The organism is Nocardia amikacinitolerans (genome assembly GCF_900215415.1).
In the GTDB taxonomy this organism is placed as follows: Bacteria; Actinomycetota; Actinomycetes; order Mycobacteriales; family Mycobacteriaceae; genus Nocardia; species Nocardia amikacinitolerans.
Genome location: NZ_OBEG01000004.1, coordinates 607,787 through 624,887, shown reverse-complemented (window position 1 = coordinate 624,887; position 17,101 = coordinate 607,787). Strand labels below are relative to the sequence as shown.

Below are 17,101 nucleotides of genomic sequence, written 5' to 3'. Positions count from 1 at the left end.
CGTTTTCGTTCGTGCCGAGCACGGTCCTCAGCTGTACCAGCCCTCCGGTGCGGGAACGGCACTGTCCCAAGCCTTCTCGAACTCCTCCGCCGTGATCTGCTGATCGGCCAGATCTGGATCCCATAGGTCGATCGGCGGATTGAGTGGAAAGTCGTCGAGGCCGGTCCGGACCGCTTCGCCGGTATCGCGCACTTCGACCTGGCGAGTGCGGTAGCCGTTGGTGATCTCGCTCAGATAGTCGGCGGCGGGAACGTCGTCGCCGTCCCACAGTCGGTTCGACCGCCACCATGGAAGACATGCCCCACCTGTCCGGCACCACCGACGACCTCCGCGTTCCAGACGAAACCGCACCTGGTCAGGTCATTCTTCTCAACGGCGTCTCCAGCTCTGGCAAGACGAGCCTCGCACGTCAACTGCTCAGCGATCTAGAGCAGCCTTTCTTCCACATGGGCGTCGACATGATCGGCGCGATGCGTTCGGAAATACGCACCCACGAACTCGACACGGCCGCACTCGCCGACGTCTTGCGACGAACACGAGCCGGGTTCCACCGAGCGGTCGCCGGGATGGCTCTGGCGGGCAACGACATCATCATGGACCACGTCCTGAGCGAGCCCTGGCGATTACGCGACTGCCTGACCGTCTTCGCTGGCATCGATGTCGTCTTCGTCGGCGTCCACTGCTCTCTCGACGAACTACAGCGCCGCGAACAGCAGCGCGGCGACCGGCCCGTCGGAACCGCGGCCGAACAGGCTGAATCGGTCCACGCTCACGCAATCTATGACCTCGAAGTCGACACCAGCGTCGACACCAGCGCGGGCTGCTCCGCGCACATCAAGAAGTTCCTCGACCAAGGCTGGTCGCGGCGAGCATTCGATCAGCTTCGGGCCGCGCCCGACCTCCTGCCACATGTCTGACGCAGCAGCCGGGATGGACAGCGGGTCGGCGCGGCAGCCACCGCAAGCCTCGCCGGGCAGCAGACGCATGGTCGGCGACAGATGGTGGGCCGGTGCGGCGTGCAGCGCGAGCGGTGCGGCGCTACGAGCACTCGATGCGCAGGGACCTCAGTCCGCTGCGGGTTGGGGTTCGGCGGGTTGGGTGTGGGCGGCGGTGCGCAGGACGACGACTGCGACGACGAGTGTGGTGGCGGCGGCGACGGAGACGGCGGTGACGATGAGGGACGGGACCGTGCGGGCGAAGGAGACCATGAGGGTGACCTCGATGGCGAGGCCGAGCCACGTGACGGCGGCCAGGGCGGTGCGGTCGACGGCGATCGCGGAGAGCATGGCGCCCTGCAACACCGCGAGGATGGCGCCGTGCAGGGCGAACAGCCAGAGCAGGCCTTGGATCGGCGCGTAGTCCTGGCCCGCCAGCAGCGGGGCGATCGGGGCGGCGAGGGCGGCGCAAAGCACCGCGACGATGCCGATGGCGGAGAGCACGGCGAGGGCGTCGCGGATGGCGCGCGCGGAGTGGGTCGGCTGGGCCATCCGCGGGTAGAGGACGACGCCCACCGCCTGCGGCAGCCAGAACGCGATCTTGGTGGCGATGGCGCCGAGGGCGTAGCGGCTGGCGTCGACCTCGTCGAGCACCATCCGCACCACGATCAGGTCGGCCGACGACAGCGCCATCAGCGCGGCCTGCACCTGCGCGGCCCGCAGCACCGGGAGCACGCCGACGGGGTGTTCGCCGGGTTCGCTCTCCGCCGTCGGCGCACCCGCCAGGACGCGCGCGAAGATCGCCGCAGCGACCAACCCGAGCGCCGCCGCCCACAACGCCGCCCCCGCCCCGCCGCCGAACGCGAGCACGACAAGCGCGGGCGCCACCCGCGCCACACCCGCCGAACCGAGGACCACCGCGAGCTCGCGGAACCGCCTGCCGCCCTGCAGGATCCCCTGCTCACCGGAGAGCAGCACCAGCGCGGGCGCGGCGCCCAGCGCACCGGCGCACGCCACCACACCCACATCCAGCGCGACCGTCACCACCGGGACCAAGAGGGCCGCCACCACCGCGACGATCAGCGCGCATCGCCACTGCAACCCGCGCAGCGCCGACACCTCGGCCCCGCGCACCCGCTCGCGCGCCACCACGTTCTGCAACGCCAGCGCGGGCACGGCACATAGCAGCTGCACCGCCAGCAGACTCGCGAACTCGCTGTACCCGGTGACGCCGAGCCACCGCCCGGCCAACAGTTGCAGCAGATAGCCGGCGACGTTGGCGGTCATCGCCCCCGCCGTAACCAACGTCAGATCCGCCACCACAGGAGGACGACGAACCACAGACATCCCGCAATCGTCCCACCCAATCCGAAACACCCGCGCGCGGGTCTGGTGCGAACGATCCACGCCCGGTCGCGCCGCGCTCGGCGTACCGGTCACCGGCGGTCGGAACTCGCGGCACTTCGCGGATGTCCACTGGTGCCATCGCCACGCCCGGCACTTTCCGGCGCCCTCGTGCCCGAGCCCTAGATGCCGATGGACAGCGCGCCGATCCGGCCTCTCGGACGCCGAGCCGCACGCCGCACAGTGGAACGCGAGCTCGGCCAGCCCGCCGACCGGAATGCGGACTCCGCCTTCCTGCCATTGGATACCGCGCGCGCGGCGGCTCGATCGACTCACCGATTGCTCGGACGACGGCTGGTCGACAGCCCGCGCTCGATCCGTCTACGGCCGAGCGTCGCGGACCTCAGGCGATGGCCGCGCCGAGCTGACACCTGCGAGGTGATCAGCACATGCCAGGCGCCAGCGATGCCGCACTCCGCAGCAGCCGACGAGCGCAACGGCCGCCGTCCAGCACGGCGATCCGATCGGCGAGCTGATCGGCCTCCTCCAGGTTCTCGAAGAGATCGGATCGAACCGCGGCAGGGGGTGCGGCAAGTGGCGCTGGGCGGCCCGGCACGGCGCCGACAGGACCGCAGCAGGTGCACGGCGAGTCGCCCGAGACGCCCGGCACGGCGCCGACAGGACGGCAGCGGGTGCACGGCGAGTGGCCATGGGCGGCCTGGCACGGTGCCGCCGGGACGGGCGCGGCGAGGAATCCTGCGCAGCCCGGCACGGTGCCGACAGGACGGGAGCAGGTGCGCGGCGAGTCGCCCGAGACGCCCCGGCACGGCGCCGACGGGATGGGAGCGGGTGCGCGGCGAGTGGCGCTGGGCGGCCCGGCACGGCGGCGACAGGACGGCAGCAGGTGCACGGCGAGTCGCCCGAGAACCCCCGGCACAGTGCCGACAGGACGGCAGGGGGTGCGCGGCGAGTGGCCATAGGCGGCCTGGCACGGTGCCGCCGGGACGGGCGCGGCGAGGAATCCTGCGCAGCCTGGCACGGTGCCGACGGGACGGGAGCGGGTGGGCGTCGTAGGGTTCTGGGTCGTGAGTGACGGCGGTGTGGGGCTGCGGGCGCGGATCATCGCGGGCGGGTTCTGCGCGGTGCTCGTCGCGGTGGTGGTCGGGCCGCTGTTCGGGCCCGGGTATCTGCTGTTGCGGGACGCGGTGAGCACGCCGCGGTCGTATCTCACCGAGTCGGCGCTCGGCCTCGGGGATTCCGCCCCGCGGGCCGTTCCGCAGGATGCGCTGCTTGCGACGGTGTCGCCGCTGGTTGACGGCGGGTTGGTCGTGAAGGCCATCCTGGTTCTCACGCTGTGGGCCGCCGGGTACGGGGCGGCGGTGCTGGTGCGGGAGTTGTTGCGCGCGCCGCTTCCCGCGCAGCTGGTCGCTGCGACGGTCGCGCTGTGGAACCCGTATGTGGCCGAGCGGTTGTTGCAGGGGCACTGGAGTCTGCTCGCCGGGTACGCGGCGCTGCCGTGGACGGCGCTGGCGGCCTATCGTCTGCGGCTCGCGGCGAGCGGGCGTGGGCGGCCCGAGGCGGCGACGATGGGCGCGTGGGCCGGGCTGGCTGGCTGTTTCGCGGCCGCCGGTCTGACGCCGACCGGGGCGCTGCTCGCGGGCGTGACCGCGCTGGTGACGGTGCACCGTCGGCATCTTCTCGGCACGCTCGTCCTGCTGGTGGCCGCGTCCGCTCCTTGGTTGACCGCGACGGCGCTGTCCGGCGCGGGCGCGGAGCCCTCCGATCCCGCGGGCATTCCCGCCTTCGCCGCGCGTGCCGAACCCATGCTCGGCACGCTGGGTTCGCTGGCCGGGCTCGGCGGCATCTGGAACGGCGAGGCCGTGCCGGATTCGCGCACCACGCCGCTGGCGCTGCTCGGCACCGTGCTGCTCCTCGCGATCGTTCTCACCGGCCTCCGCGCGGTCGCCACCGCCCAGACCGCTGGGCACGAAAGCCTGCGCATTCGCCGCGCCCTGCTGGCGCTGGCCGCCGCGTCCGTCGTGCTGCCCGCGCTCGCCGCGACCGGCTGGGGGATGGAGGCGATGGAGTGGTTGGTGGTGAACGTGCCCGGGGCGGGACTGCTTCGGGACACACAGAAATACGTCGCGCTGGCCGTGCCCACCTACGCCCTGTGCGCGGCGGCGGGCTGCACCGCGCTCACCGCGCTCCTTAACCGAACGGAGACTGCCGCCGCGGATCTCGCCGAGCGGAAGCGCGGAACACCCTTCGCGACCGACCTCGCGGACGCAGCGTCCCCGAGGCAGCCTGCCGAGCCGAGCAGCCAACCCCCCTTCGCCGCAACGAAACCAGCCGATCGCGGCAGCGAGCAACTTGGCGACGGTGGTCGGCACCAGCGGCTCGACGGTGCCGCGAAGAACCCGGCCGAGCGAGGCAGCGAGCAACCCCTGACGTCGGCCCAGGAGGTAACCGATTCGTCCCGGCGGACACACGACGAGTGCGCTGACGCGCAAAGCGCCGAAGCATCCCCGCCAACGGGCATTGCCGACCGAGGCGACGCAAAAGCCACGCGCGAAACCGCGACGGCCCCAACGCCCACCGCCCGGCGCGGAACCCTTTTGACCGCAACGCTATTCATCGCGTTCCTCATCCTCCCCCTGTTCGACCTCACTTGGGGCGTAGGCAACGCGCTTCGCCCCGTGCACTATCCCCCCGCCTGGCACAACGTCGCCCAACTGGTCACCACCCCCGGCGACATCGCCGTCCTCCCCGGCGGCATGTTCCGCAAATTCCCTTACTCCGGCGCCGCTCCCGTCCTCGATCCCGCGCCCCGCATGCTGCCCAACGACGTGCTGCAAACGGGCGAGCTCCCCGTCCGCGGCCGCACCGTCTCCGGCGAAGGCACCCGCGCCCGCGATGTGGAAACCCTGCTCCTGCAAGGTGGTTCGGCACAGGATCTGGCGAGTCTCGGCGTCGAGTGGGTCTTGGTCGAACGCACCACCCCCGGCCCGCTCGGCCAATCGAAAAACACACTCGCCCAATTGGATCCGGTCTACTCCGACGACGACCTCGCGCTGTATCGAGTCCCCGGCAACGACCCCATCGTCGCGGCACAAAACCACCGCTGGCTCGCGATCACCGCCCACCTCCTCTGGGCCGCGCTACTGATCGGGGGCCCAGCGCTCGCGGTGGTAGCGCGGCGCAGGTCCCGTACAGCCATCGAAGCCTGAGAGCGCGGCGAACGAATCCCGATCACGTTCCGCCCATACCGCAATGCGCAGACCGACGGAAGACGCGTTCAGCGGCTCGGCAGCGTCTCCGGCTCGGGAACCGGAGACCCGGGCGCGACGACCCGCCTGGTGAAGGTGCCGTGAAAGCCCCAGGGCACATGGTGCTCGAGCCATGCGGTGGCGAGCGGCCCTCGCTCCAGGTCACGAGCATCCAGAATTACCAGTTGCGAACGGTTTTCGATCAGCTGATGGTTGAGCGCGAGCAGCCATCCGTCGTCTTCGCCCGCATCGGGGGTGCGCGCCACGAACAGCGGCTCACCGACCGAGCTCGGGCCGAGATCGCATTCGGTCGCGACGCCGGTTCGATGGTCGACCTTGATCAGCGAGTTGAACAGCCCGGCGGGCCCGCCCGCACCGGCGAGATAACTGAACCGGTGCCTGCGAGTCGAGCGGCGCCAGTCGTATTGCGGGAATTCCCCTGATACGTCGGCCAGTTCACGCTCGATGACGGTGCCGCCCTCGGTGATCCGGTACTGCATCAGCCGGGAAGCCGGGAACTGCGGCGTCTCCGGGGTTTCCAGATTGACCAGACCTGTCATCCGGCGGAACTCGCTCCACTCGGTGTCCAATCGCACCAGCTCCACGACCACGTCCGCACCGTCGTCGTAGGCATTGGTGAGATGAACGTGCAACAGCGCCTCATGTTCGACGATGCGCGGCGCTCCACCGGACTTCGGGACGAGAAGGAAACGAGTTCCTTTGGCGCGCTTGAAGTCCAGCGAGTCTATGAACGAGTGCGTGGCCAGCGCCATCTTGGCGACGTTCGGCAGCAGCGGGTCGAGGACGAACACCATATAGCGTTCCGTGAGCGCGAAGTCGTGGTTCCAGCCGAGATCCAGCATCGGGACGGTCGCGAGGCGGCGCAGCGCTCCGGACCTGTCCACGCGGTAGGTGCGAATGCGCGGCGTCGGCAGCAGATCCAGGCCGAAGTTGTACATGTCGCCGGTGACGGGATCCCATTTCGGGTGGGCCGAGAACGCGCCGAGGAAGCCGAGCTTTCCGCCGAAGTCGGTGGGGCCGAGCGTCTCGAGCGAATCCGGGTCGATCCGATGCGGGTTGCCCAATTCCCACAGCGCGAGCAGACCGCCCGCGTAGTTCACGATGTTGGTGTTCGCGACGTTGGCGGGTAAGCGTCCGAAATTGGCCAGCGGTCCGCCCGGAATCTGGCCGCCCACACCGCGATACCGGATGCGGTCGGAGCGCTCGCCGTGCCGGAAGTGCCGGGTGCGCACGTACCGGTTGCGGAATCGCACGCCGGAGCCGTCCAACACGAACTGCGAGATCATCCCGTCGCCGTCGAAGATGTTGTGCAGCAAGGACCTTCCGACCTGGTGTTTTCCCGGCCCGATCCGGTACAGCGTGCCGGTCAGTTCCGTCGGCAGCCTCCCGTCGATCTGCCGGACGCGGTAGTCGAGCTCATCGAGCATCGGCGCGTACACCTCGCGGGCCAGAACGGCATCGTCGACTGTCATCGCGACTCTCCTTCGAATCAAATCTGATGACGCATGTCTTCCAATTTAGGATTGCGCCTAAAGTGGTGTCAATGACCAGGTCTGAAGTAGTCCGCAGCTACGGCGGGGTGAGCGCGGCCGATCGCCGCGCCGAACGCCGGGCCCGGCTGATCGCGGCCGGTCGCCGCACCTGGGGCGAGTCCGGCCTCGCCGCCGTCACGGTGCGCGGTGTCTGCAAAGGCTCCGGGCTCACCGACCGCTACTTCTACGAGCACTTCGCCAATCGGGACGAGCTGCTGATCGCCATCGCCGACGAGGTCCGCGACCAGCTACTCGCGGTGCTGGTCGAAGCGGGCGTTTCGGTGGACGGGTCCGCCATGGACAAACTTCGCGCGGCGCTGCAGGCGTTCCTCGACGCCGTCTCGGGCGACCCGCACATTCACCGCATCGTGTCGAGCGATCCCGGCGGCATACCCGGACTGGAACAACGTCGCCGCGACGTCCTCGGATTGATCGCCGACCTCGTCGTCCAGCACGCGCCCGGCGTCCTGGAGGCCGAACCGGACCCGGAGTGGTTGCGCAGGGCGGCGTTGTTCATCACCGGCGGCGTCGATCAGCTCATCGAGGCCTGGCTCGACGGCAGCATCGAAACGACCACCGCCGAGCTCGCCGCAGAGTGCGCCCGTATGTGCAGTGACGTCATCACGAATCCGCCGCAGCGGTAGAAGCGAAAGCTGAGCTCAATCCTCGGGCGCGGCAACCAATCCCGACACATACCCGCCGCGCGACACCGCCGCGAGCACCTCGTACACACCGTTCCCGGTCTGCTCCCAAGAGAACTCGCGGGCTCTCGCGCGCGCCTTCTCGCCCATCACGCCGCGCGCCGCGGAATCCTCGAGCAGGTCGCCGACGGCCGTGGTGAGCTGGGCGACGTCGTCGACGAGCAGACCGGTGACGCCGTCGACGATGGAGTCGGTGAGTCCGCGGGAGCTGCGGTAGCCGACGGTCGGGACGCCGTGCTGGGCGGCCTCGATGACGGCAAGTCCCCAGCCTTCCTTGCGGGAGGGCAGCACGTGCACCCAGGCGCGGGCGAGCAGTTCGTGTTTGCGGCGTTCATCGACGTGCCCGTGGAAGGTGACGGCGTCGTCGATGGCCAGCTCGCGGGCGGTGGCCTGGAGGTTGTCGGCCCACCAACCACCGCCGACGACGTCCAGGTGCAGGCCGGGGATCCGGTCGCGCAGCCGGGCGACGGCGGTGAGCGCGTCTTCGATCTGCTTGTGCGGCACGAGCCGCGACAGCACGACCACGCGCGGTTCGGCGGTGCGGGTCGCCGCGGCGCCGGTCGGAGCGTCGGCCGGAACGGGTTCGGCCCCGTTGCGCACCACCGCGATGCGGGAGCGGTCGACGCCGAGGGTGGCCAGCTCCTCGGCCGAGGGCAGCGAAACGGTCAGGTACTGGTTCTCGCGGTGCACCCGCGGCGATAGTCGCGATTCGATCCACCAGCCGATCCGCCCGACCAGCCGACCGGCGACCGGCCACTGCTCCCGGTGCCCGTGGTGCACGAGCACCACCGAGGGCGCCTTTGTCGCGGCGGCCGCGAAGAACGGAATGCCGTTCTGGGTGTCGATCACCGCATCGGGCCGCACCCCGCGCAGCGGTCCGATGCCGAATCTGCCGAGGACGATGGCGGCGAGCGCGCGCGGGTAGACGGTGTAGCGTCCGCCGCCGCGGCTGATGTCGATGCCGTCGATGTGTTCCCGCTTCGGCGCACCCGGGTAGCGAGCGGTGCGCAGCGTGACCTTGACCCCGCGTGCCGCGAGCTGCGCGCCGACCTGTTCCAGGTACCGCTCGCTGCCGCCGCCCTGCGGGTGCCCGGTGTCACGCCAGCAGAGCAGGAGGACTTCGCGCACGGTGGAGCTTCTCTCGGTCGGTGGGTCTCGCCGGGGGTCGACGGACATCGGGCTACACAATAACGGGCACAGGCGGGCGGAGTCCGGTAATCGTCCGCGCACCGCCGAAGCGCATGCGAAGGTCCGCACAAGGTCATCGGTCAAGGGCCCTATCCGCCCATCCTGGCACGTCACCGCGGATGAGAAGCGGTTTCCACGAATTTGTCTGAAACGTATACATTTCACAGTCCGATGTGGATACCCTCCCGCCACCCCCGATTTTCAGGGGCAGGCCGGTCGAAGGCTGGCCGGCCATCACGATGAGGAGAACACCATGAAAATGGCACGGACGAGGACCGGCGGCGGCACCGGAAACGGCGGCGACCTCGACGGTCTGCTCGGCATGATCCTGGCGCTGATCACGTCGTCCACCTCGACCGGCAGCGGTGCCAGCAGCGGCGTCGGCTGACCCGCCCGAAGCGGCGGTCCGGTGCGCGCGGCGCCGGACCGCCTTCGGCGCACCGATTCCAGGCCGAAGATCCCCCTGTGCGAAACTCGGCGCCGTGCTGAGAGCCGAGATCACGACTTCCGACGCGCCTCGATTCGCGCGACGCGCGACGCTGCGCCGGTCGCTGCGACTACTCGGCAGCTTCCGCTTCGAACAGTCCGATCCCGCGCGTTTCTACGGCGGCCTCGCCACCGATACCGCCGAGATGATCGGCGATTTCTACGCCGACATCGCCGGAGCGGACCTCGCGGGCACCACGATTCTGGACGTCGGCGGCGGCCCCGGCTATTTCGCGGACGAATTCGCCAAGACCGGCGCGCGCTACATTCCCGTCGAACCGGACCCCTCGGAGATGCACGCCGCTGGCCTTTCCGTCCCCGGCGCCGTGCGCGGCTCCGGCATGGCGTTGCCCTTCCGCGACAACGCCGTCGACATCTGCTTCTCCTCGAACGTCGCCGAGCACGTCCCGCAGCCGTGGGCGATGGCCGACGAGATGGTCAGGGTGACCCGCCCCGGCGGACTGATCGTGCTCTCCTACACGGTCTGGCTCGGCCCGTTCGGCGGACACGAGACCGGTCCGTGGCACTACCTCGGCGGCGAGTACGCCGCCCGCCGATACCGCCGCAAGCAGGGCAAGGAACCGAAGAACCGGTACGGCGAGTCGCTGTTCGCGGTCCGCGCTTCCGAGGGATTGCGTTGGGCCGCAACGACTTCGGCCGATGTGCGGACGATATTCCCGCGCTACCACCCGCGGTGGGCCTGGTGGCTGGTGCGCGTGCCAGCGGTGCGCGAGCTGGCCGTCAGCAACCTCGTGGTTGTCGCGACGAAATCGGCCTGAACGGCTACTGGTTCGCGAGCCAGCCGCGGCGCCAACGGCGGCCGCACGGCCCGTTCTGCTCCCACGGCGATTCCTGAATGGCAAGCCCGACCGTCTCGAGCGTGGTCAATCCAACCTTGTCGGCGAGGAGTCCGACGACGGCGACCGCCTCCGCGGCCTGCATCGCCGCCGTGGCCTGCTCGATCGTCAGGGTGCGACCCGGTAGGAAGGACACCACCCAACCGCCCGAGCCGACGCTCTTCGCCTGATGTTCGGTCTGATCGCTGGTCATCAACGACCGGCCGATCACTTGCACCGCCATGACACGTTCACCCCAATTACGGTCTCGGATCAATGCCTGTTCGGCCGAAGCCGGTTCGGCCGTGAAACGCGGGAGGGAGCTGGTGAGTAGCTACAGCATCCACCGTCCAGCAACAGAACGCAATAGTGCGTTCTCGGGAAAAGCGAACCGACAGGTTGGAATTCGAGCAGGCCAGGCGACTGCGCGAAGAAAAAACTGAAACAGGTTACAGACAAGCGGGCGACAAAATTGTAACGTGTTCTCATGCATTACGACAGCTTGTTCATCGGCGGCCGCTGGACCGCGCCAGCGGGCACCGAACGCCTTCAGGTCATCTCACCGGCCACGGTCGAGCCGGTGGGCAGCGTCCCCGTGGTGGAGCGGGCCGACGTCGACGCCGCCGTCGCCGCCGCGCGCCACGCCTTCGATCACGGACCGTGGCCGGCCACCCCGCCGCTCGAGCGCGCCGCGGTGCTCACCAGGGCCGCGCGCCTGATCGAGCAGCGTTCGGCCGATCTGCTCGCGACGCTCACCGCCGAGATGGGCGCGCCGCAGATGATCGCCATGACGCTCAATCAGATACCGGCCACCGCGGCACTGGACGCGTATGCCGCTCTCGCACAGACGTTTCCGTGGCAGGAGACGCGCGTCGGCGGCTTCGGCACCACGCGGGTCACGCGCGAACCGCGCGGCGTAGTCGCGGCGATCACGGCGTGGAACGTGCCGCTGTTCCTCGCCGTCAACAAGCTCGCCCCCGCCCTGCTCGCGGGCTGCACGGTGGTGCTCAAGCCCGCGCCGCTCACCCCGCTGACCGCCAACATGGTCGCCGACATCTTCACCGAGGCCGGTCTGCCCGAAGGTGTGCTCTCGGTGCTGCCCGCGGATGCGGATGTCGCCGAGTATCTCGTCTCACATCCCGGGGTCGACAAGCTGACCTTCACCGGCAGCACCGCGGTCGGCCGCAAGATCGGCGCTATCGCCACCGGGCAGCTCAAGAGCGTCTCGCTGGAACTCGGCGGCAAGTCGGCGGCGATCCTGTTGCCGGACATGGATCTCGCGGCGAGCATCCCGCTGCTCGCGTTCTCGGGCCTGATGAACAGCGGCCAGGGCTGTGTCGCGCAGACCAGGATCCTCGCCCCGCGCAGCCGCTACGACGAGATCCTCGACGCGCTCGTCGAGCACGTGCGCACCCAGAAGACCGGCGACCCCACCGACCCGTCCGTCCAGTTCGGCCCGCTCATCTCCGAGCGCCAGCGCGAACGCGTCGAGAGCTACATCGCCAAGGGCAAGGCCGAGGGCGCGCGCCTGGTGCTCGGCGGCGGACGGCCCGCCGATCTGGACCGCGGCTGGTTCGTCGAACCGACGATCTTCGCCGACGTCGACAACAAGTCGACCATCGCGCAGGAGGAGATCTTCGGCCCGGTGCTCTCGGTGATCCCCTACGAGACCGAGGACGAGGCGGTAGCGATCGCCAACGATTCGGCTTACGGCCTGGCCGGTTCGGTGTGGACCACCGACATCGAGCACGGCGCCGAGATCGCGGCGCGGGTGCGCACCGGGACCTACGCGATCAACTGGTACGCCTTCGATCCGACCTCGCCGTTCGGCGGCTACAAGAACTCCGGCCTCGGCCGGGAGAACGGGCCGGAGGGACTCGACTCGTTCTGCGAGCAGAAGTCGCTGCTGATGCCGCTCGGCTGGACCGGGTAGGGCCCCGCCACCTCCGCCCCGGCCACGCGCGACAGTCCACACCCAGCACGGCCGTGCGCGGCGAAGTCCCGGCCCGCTCCAGCCACGCGCGGTGGAGTCCACAGTCGACCCAGACCGTCCGCGGCTCCCTCCGCGTTCGGCCTGGTCATGTGCGGCGAAGTCCGCACTCGACCCAGACCATGCGCGCCTACCTCCACAAACGCTCTGCAAAGCGCGACATGGCGCACCGAGTGAGCGGGCGCGGGAAGGGCGCGGCGTCGGCTGGTCGGATGTGGTCCGTGCCGATCGACCAGGCACGGGCGGGGCGGCGCGGCTACGGCGGGCGCCATCGACAGCGGAGGGGCGGGCCTACGCGGCTCGCCCCGCTGCTCAGTTGTCGGGCATCACGACCCGCAATGCCGCCGTGTCCTCGGGACCTGGTCGCTGCCGCGCGTCGACGACCTCGACCCGCCAGCCCGGCGGCAGCGCCTTCTCCAACCGACCCGCGGCGCGGCGCAGCGGCGTGCTCGCCGCCGCCAACTCGACGCCGGTCACCAACGGGGCTTCGGACGCGTCCCACTCCAGATCGGTCATGCTCCAACCACCTCTCACGCGTCTGTGCGCCGCTCGCCCGGGCACCGGGGCCGCGACGGCGATAGTGAAGAAGTTCCTCCGTTCGGCTCGCCCAAGCGTCGGCGCGCCGATCGGTTGTGAAGCCGATATCGAAATCAGGATAGGCCAGCACCGGCAAACCTCTCGCACCCGGGTGGGACCGACGGTCAGCGGCGCAGCGAACGGCGATAGCCCGCGGGCGTCGCGCCGGTCGCGGCGCGCAGATGCGTGCGCAATGCCGTGACGCTGCCGAAACCAGCTTGTGCCGCAACGACTTCCACCGGCAGATCGGTGGTCTCCAGCAATTCGCGTGCTCGCGCGGTGCGCTGCGCCTCCAGCCAGCGCCGCGGCGTCGCGCCGACCTCGGCCTTGAAGCGCCGGATGAACGTCCGCTCGCTCATCAGGGCATGTCGAGCCAGCGCCGAAACATCCGGTGCCGCAGCGAGATTCGCCGCCGCCCAGGCCATGGTCGCGGCCAGCCCCGACGCACCGTCGCCGGAACGTCCCAGCGCGTCCGGAATGTATTGCGCCTGACCACCTTCCCGGTGCGGGGGCGTCACGTTCCAGCGCGCGAGTTCGGCCGCGAAGCCCGCGCCGAGTTCGCGGCGCACCAGGTGCAGGCACAGGTCGAGGCCGGCGGAGAGACCGGCGGAGGTGAGCACATCGCCGTCGTCGACATACAGCGCGCCGGGGTCGAGCCGGACCGCAGGGAACAGCTCGGCGAACTCCCCGCAATACGCCCAGTGCGTGGTGGCGGGCCGCCCGTCCAGCAGACCGGCCCGCGCCAGTACGAAGGCGCCGACGCAGATGCTGACCATGGTCGCGCCCCGCTCGGCCGCCGCGCGCAGCGCGTCGACCACCTCGGGCGGCGGCGGGAGGGTTGGCAGCCCGATGCCGGGGACGACCACGATCTCGGCCTCGTCGAGCAGTTCCAACCCGTGGTCGACGCGCAGGTCGAACCCGTTGGGCGTCCACACCGGCCCGGGCCGCACACCGCAGGTCCGCATCTCGAAGCCGCGACCCTCCCCGGTCTTGTCTGGCCCGTGCCGGAACGCCTGGACCGCGCAGGCGAGGTCGTAGGTCATGACGCCGTCCAAGGCGAGGGCGACCACCTGTTTCACCCCCTCAGTTTGGCATGAATCCGAGCATTGCTGTCATTCACGCCACTGGTCGGAGCTTCCGGCGACCGATTCACTGAAAACACCGAGACGAAGGAGGTCGGCGTGGGTGCGCCAGCAGAAGGCAACAGAGCGCCAGCAAAAGGGAACAGAGCGCCAGCAAAAGACAACCGAGCGTCAGCAAAGGACGATCGAGCGCCAGCGGAGGACGACCGAGCGTCCGCAAAGACCAACGGAGCACAGGCAGAAGGCAGCAGCGCTCGCGCGAAAGGCAGCAAGGAACCTGCGGGCAACGGAGCGTCGGCGAAACTCGACCCGGCACCAGCAAAGACCAGACCGGCGCCAGCACACGACAACCGAGGGCCCGCAACTGGCAACCGACCGCCCGCGGGTTTGGACTGGGAGTGGGCCACAACGACCGGCGGCGCACTGACCGGCCGCCAGCGCAGACAGCTGACCGGCAAGCTGGTCACGGCGCTGCCGGGCATCGTGGCCGGACAGGTCCGGCTTGCCTTTGGCCGCCGCGGCACGGGCCGGGTCGATTTCACCGATCTGCGGCTCCCCGACTCCCGGCTGGCGCGCGCCGCGGAAACCGAAGCGCGCGAACGCCTTACGCCGCACGTCCTCGAACACTCCTACCGCAGCTACTTCTTCGGACGCGCGCTCGCCGAACTCGACGGCGTCCGCTACGACGACGAGCTGGCCTACGTGTCGTGCCTGCTGCACGACCTGAACCTCGAACACCCAACGCCGGGAAGGTGTTTCGCGGTCACGGGCGCGGAACGCGCGGTCGCCTTCGCCGAAGCGGCGGGCGCGACACCGAACAGGCGCACACCATCGGCGCCGCCATCGCCGCCCACCTGACCATCGGCGTCGCAGACCGGCCGGACGACCTCGGCTTCGTCTCCGCGGGCGCGGGCGTCGACGTACTCGGCTTGCGCATGGCCGACTTGGCCCCCGACTGGGTGGCCGAACTGCTACACCGCCACCCCCGCCACGACTTCAAGCGGCACATGATCGCCGCCCTGCGCGCCGAGGCCGCCGTCGTCCCCGACGGCCGCGCCCGATGGCTGCTGTCCACAGCACAATTCGCGCCACTGATCCGGCTGGCCCCGTTCCCCGAGTAACCGCGGTCGACCACCGAAAACACGATCGCCCGCACCGAAAGACGGTGCGGGCGATCGTGAAAGAGAATCAGCCCAGGCGCTGCTTGAGCGCCTCGAACTCGTCGCGCACGCCCGAAGGCAGCTTGTCGCCGACGAACTCGAACCACTCCTCGATCAGCGGGATCTCCTTGCGCCACTCCTCGGCGTTCACCGCGAGCGCCTCGTCGACGTCGGCCGGATCCACATCCAGGCCCTCCAGGTCCATCTGCGCCGCGGTCGGCACGTGGCCGATGGCGGTCTCCTCGGCCTGCGCGGAACCCTCGATGCGGCCGATGATCCACTCCAGCACGCGGGAGTTCTCACCGAAGCCGGGCCACAGGAAGCGGCCGTCGGCGCCGCGACGGAACCAGTTGACGTAGAAGATCTTCGGCAGCTTGGCCGCGTCGGCGTTCTTGCCGACGTTGATCCAGTGGCCGAGGTAGTCGCCCACGTGGTAGCCCATGAACGGCAGCATGGCCATCGGGTCGCGGCGCACGGTGCCGACCTTGCCCTCGGCCGCGGCGGTCTGCTCCGACGAGAGCGTCGCGCCCATGAACACGCCGTGCTGCCAGTCGAAGGACTCGGTGACCAGCGGGACGGTGGTCTTGCGGCGGCCACCGAACAGGATCGCCGAGATCGGCACACCCTGCGGGTCGTCCCACTCGGGGGCCAGGATCGGGCACTGCGACATCGGGGTGCAGTAGCGCGAGTTCGGGTGGGCGGCCAGCGTCTCCGTCTCGCGGTGGTACCAGTCGTTGCCCTTCCAGTCGATCAGGTGATCGGGCTCGCCCTCGAGACCCTCCCACCAGACATCGTTGTGGTCGGTCAGCGCGACGTTGGTGTAGACGGTGTTGCCCGCCTCGATGGTCGCCATCGCGTTCGGGTTCGACTGGCGATTGGTGCCCGGCGCGACGCCGAAGAAGCCGAACTCGGGGTTGACCGCGTACAGGCGGCCGTCCTTGCCGAAACGCATCCAGGCGATGTCGTCGCCGAGGGTCTCCGCGCGCCAGCCGGGAACGGTCGGCTGGATCATCGCGAGGTTGGTCTTACCGCAGGCGCTGGGGAACGCCGCTGCGATGTAGTAGGCCTTGTTCTCCGGGGAGATCAGCTTGAGGATCAGCATGTGCTCGGCCAGCCAGCCCTCGTCGTGCGCCATGGCCGAGGCGATGCGCAGCGAGTAGCACTTCTTGCCGAGCAGCGCGTTGCCGCCGTAGCCGGAGCCGTAGGACCAGATCTCGCGGTCCTCGGGGAAGTGGGTGATGTACTTGGTGTCGTTGCACGGCCACGGCACGTCTTCCTGGCCCTCGGCCAGCGGCGCGCCGACGGAGTGCAGCGCCTTCACGAACGGCTTGTCCGCGCCCAGCTTCTCCAGGGCGGCGGTGCCCATGCGGGTCATCACGCGCATCGAGACGACGACGTACTCGGAGTCGGTGAGCTCCACGCCCAGCTTGGGGTCCTCGGCGCCGAGCGGGCCCATGCAGAACGGCACCACGTACATGGTGCGGCCCTTCATCGAGCCGCGGTACAGCTCGGTCATGGTGGCGCGCATCTCGGTGGGGTCGACCCAGTTGTTCGTCGGGCCCGCGTCGGCCTCGGTCTTGGAACAGATGTAGGTGCGGGACTCGACCCTTGCCACGTCCGTCGGGTCGGAGAGGGCGAGGAACGAGTTCGGCTTCTTCTTCTCGTCGAGCTTCTTGAAGGTGCCCGCGGCCACGAGCTGGTTGGTCAGGCGTTCCCACTCCTCGTCGGAACCGTCCGCCCAGACCACGCGGTCCGGCTGAGTGAGTTCGGCGACTTCTTGTACCCAGGCGAGTAGTTCGCTGTGCTCGGTCGGCGCCTGGCCGTCGGATCCACGAAGACCAGGAATGGTCGCTGAGGTCATGAAAACTCTCCTGAGATGAGCGGCGGATCCGATGCTTCGCCGCCTGGCCACCAAGGCCCATGACCAGCGCGAACACACCGAGCGCCACCGTTGGCGGGAAGGCAACCCGCTACGACCAGTCGA

The 17,101-nt window shown here is 69.6% G+C and carries 14 protein-coding genes and 1 pseudogene; 7 read left to right on the top strand and 8 right to left on the bottom strand.

Annotated elements, in window-relative coordinates:
- Window positions 1-27: 27 nt before the first annotated feature.
- Window positions 28-192 (bottom strand): hypothetical protein, encoded by a 165-nt coding sequence (locus tag CRP45_RS33950; RefSeq protein ID WP_179830947.1) that lies wholly within the window; start codon window positions 190-192, stop codon window positions 28-30.
- 104 nt (window positions 193-296) lie between these two features.
- On the opposite strand from CRP45_RS33950, the gene CRP45_RS21175 reads away from it, so the two are divergent.
- A complete protein-coding gene (locus CRP45_RS21175) occupies window positions 297-917 on the top strand; it encodes a chloramphenicol phosphotransferase CPT family protein (protein ID WP_097246717.1) in 621 nt (206 codons plus the stop codon).
- A 147-nt stretch (window positions 918-1,064) separates the two neighbouring features.
- On the opposite strand, the gene CRP45_RS21170 is transcribed toward CRP45_RS21175, so the two are convergent.
- Complete coding sequence (locus CRP45_RS21170) at window positions 1,065-2,222, bottom strand: polysaccharide biosynthesis protein (RefSeq protein WP_245910276.1); 1,158 nt, start codon at window positions 2,220-2,222, stop codon at window positions 1,065-1,067.
- Window positions 2,223-3,364: 1,142 nt separating this feature from the next.
- Here CRP45_RS21170 and CRP45_RS33945 point away from each other — a divergent pair.
- Window positions 3,365-5,506 carry an MmpA family trehalose lipid delivery protein gene (locus CRP45_RS33945; protein ID WP_179830946.1) on the top strand — a complete coding sequence of 714 codons (2,142 nt, stop codon included), beginning with the start codon at window positions 3,365-3,367 and terminating at the stop codon, window positions 5,504-5,506.
- 68 nt (window positions 5,507-5,574) lie between these two features.
- On the opposite strand, the gene CRP45_RS21160 is transcribed toward CRP45_RS33945, so the two are convergent.
- Window positions 5,575-7,038 carry a carotenoid oxygenase family protein gene (locus CRP45_RS21160; RefSeq protein ID WP_097246489.1) on the bottom strand — a complete coding sequence of 488 codons (1,464 nt, stop codon included), beginning with the start codon at window positions 7,036-7,038 and terminating at the stop codon, window positions 5,575-5,577.
- 71 nt (window positions 7,039-7,109) lie between these two features.
- Here CRP45_RS21160 and CRP45_RS21155 point away from each other — a divergent pair, with 71 nt between their 5' ends.
- Complete coding sequence (locus tag CRP45_RS21155) at window positions 7,110-7,742, top strand: TetR/AcrR family transcriptional regulator (RefSeq protein WP_097246488.1); 633 nt, start codon at window positions 7,110-7,112, stop codon at window positions 7,740-7,742.
- A gap of 15 nt (window positions 7,743-7,757) precedes the next feature.
- Here CRP45_RS21155 and CRP45_RS21150 read toward each other — a convergent pair whose 3' ends face one another.
- Window positions 7,758-8,927 carry a glycosyltransferase family 4 protein gene (locus CRP45_RS21150; protein WP_097246487.1) on the bottom strand — a complete coding sequence of 390 codons (1,170 nt, stop codon included), beginning with the start codon at window positions 8,925-8,927 and terminating at the stop codon, window positions 7,758-7,760.
- Window positions 8,928-9,240: 313 nt separating this feature from the next.
- Between CRP45_RS21150 and CRP45_RS34970 the strand changes: the two genes are divergently transcribed.
- Together CRP45_RS34970 and CRP45_RS21145 are read left to right on the top strand one after the other, a co-directional pair.
- On the top strand, window positions 9,241-9,375 hold the full coding sequence (locus tag CRP45_RS34970; protein WP_255284318.1) for a hypothetical protein: 135 nt from the start codon (window positions 9,241-9,243) through the stop codon (window positions 9,373-9,375).
- Window positions 9,376-9,469: 94 nt separating this feature from the next.
- Window positions 9,470-10,252: a class I SAM-dependent methyltransferase gene (locus tag CRP45_RS21145; RefSeq protein WP_084483057.1), complete on the top strand. Its 783-nt coding sequence runs from the start codon at window positions 9,470-9,472 to the stop codon at window positions 10,250-10,252.
- A gap of 4 nt (window positions 10,253-10,256) precedes the next feature.
- Here CRP45_RS21145 and CRP45_RS21140 read toward each other — a convergent pair whose 3' ends face one another.
- On the bottom strand, window positions 10,257-10,553 hold the full coding sequence (locus tag CRP45_RS21140) for a hypothetical protein (protein ID WP_097246486.1): 297 nt from the start codon (window positions 10,551-10,553) through the stop codon (window positions 10,257-10,259).
- A gap of 243 nt (window positions 10,554-10,796) precedes the next feature.
- Between CRP45_RS21140 and CRP45_RS21135 the strand changes: the two genes are divergently transcribed.
- Window positions 10,797-12,242 (top strand): aldehyde dehydrogenase, encoded by a 1,446-nt coding sequence (locus CRP45_RS21135; RefSeq protein ID WP_097246485.1) that lies wholly within the window; start codon window positions 10,797-10,799, stop codon window positions 12,240-12,242.
- 369 nt (window positions 12,243-12,611) lie between these two features.
- Here CRP45_RS21135 and CRP45_RS21130 read toward each other — a convergent pair whose 3' ends face one another.
- Window positions 12,612-12,815 (bottom strand): hypothetical protein, encoded by a 204-nt coding sequence (locus tag CRP45_RS21130; RefSeq protein ID WP_067786952.1) that lies wholly within the window; start codon window positions 12,813-12,815, stop codon window positions 12,612-12,614.
- A 185-nt stretch (window positions 12,816-13,000) separates the two neighbouring features.
- Window positions 13,001-13,954: a GlxA family transcriptional regulator gene (locus CRP45_RS21125; protein ID WP_097246484.1), complete on the bottom strand. Its 954-nt coding sequence runs from the start codon at window positions 13,952-13,954 to the stop codon at window positions 13,001-13,003.
- A gap of 390 nt (window positions 13,955-14,344) precedes the next feature.
- On the opposite strand from CRP45_RS21125, the pseudogene CRP45_RS35140 reads away from it, so the two are divergent.
- Window positions 14,345-15,078: pseudogene (locus CRP45_RS35140) on the top strand (HD domain-containing protein).
- Window positions 15,079-15,145: 67 nt separating this feature from the next.
- Here CRP45_RS35140 and CRP45_RS21115 read toward each other — a convergent pair.
- Window positions 15,146-16,978 (bottom strand): phosphoenolpyruvate carboxykinase (GTP), encoded by a 1,833-nt coding sequence (locus CRP45_RS21115; RefSeq protein WP_097246483.1) that lies wholly within the window; start codon window positions 16,976-16,978, stop codon window positions 15,146-15,148.
- Window positions 16,979-17,101: the final 123 nt, after the last annotated feature.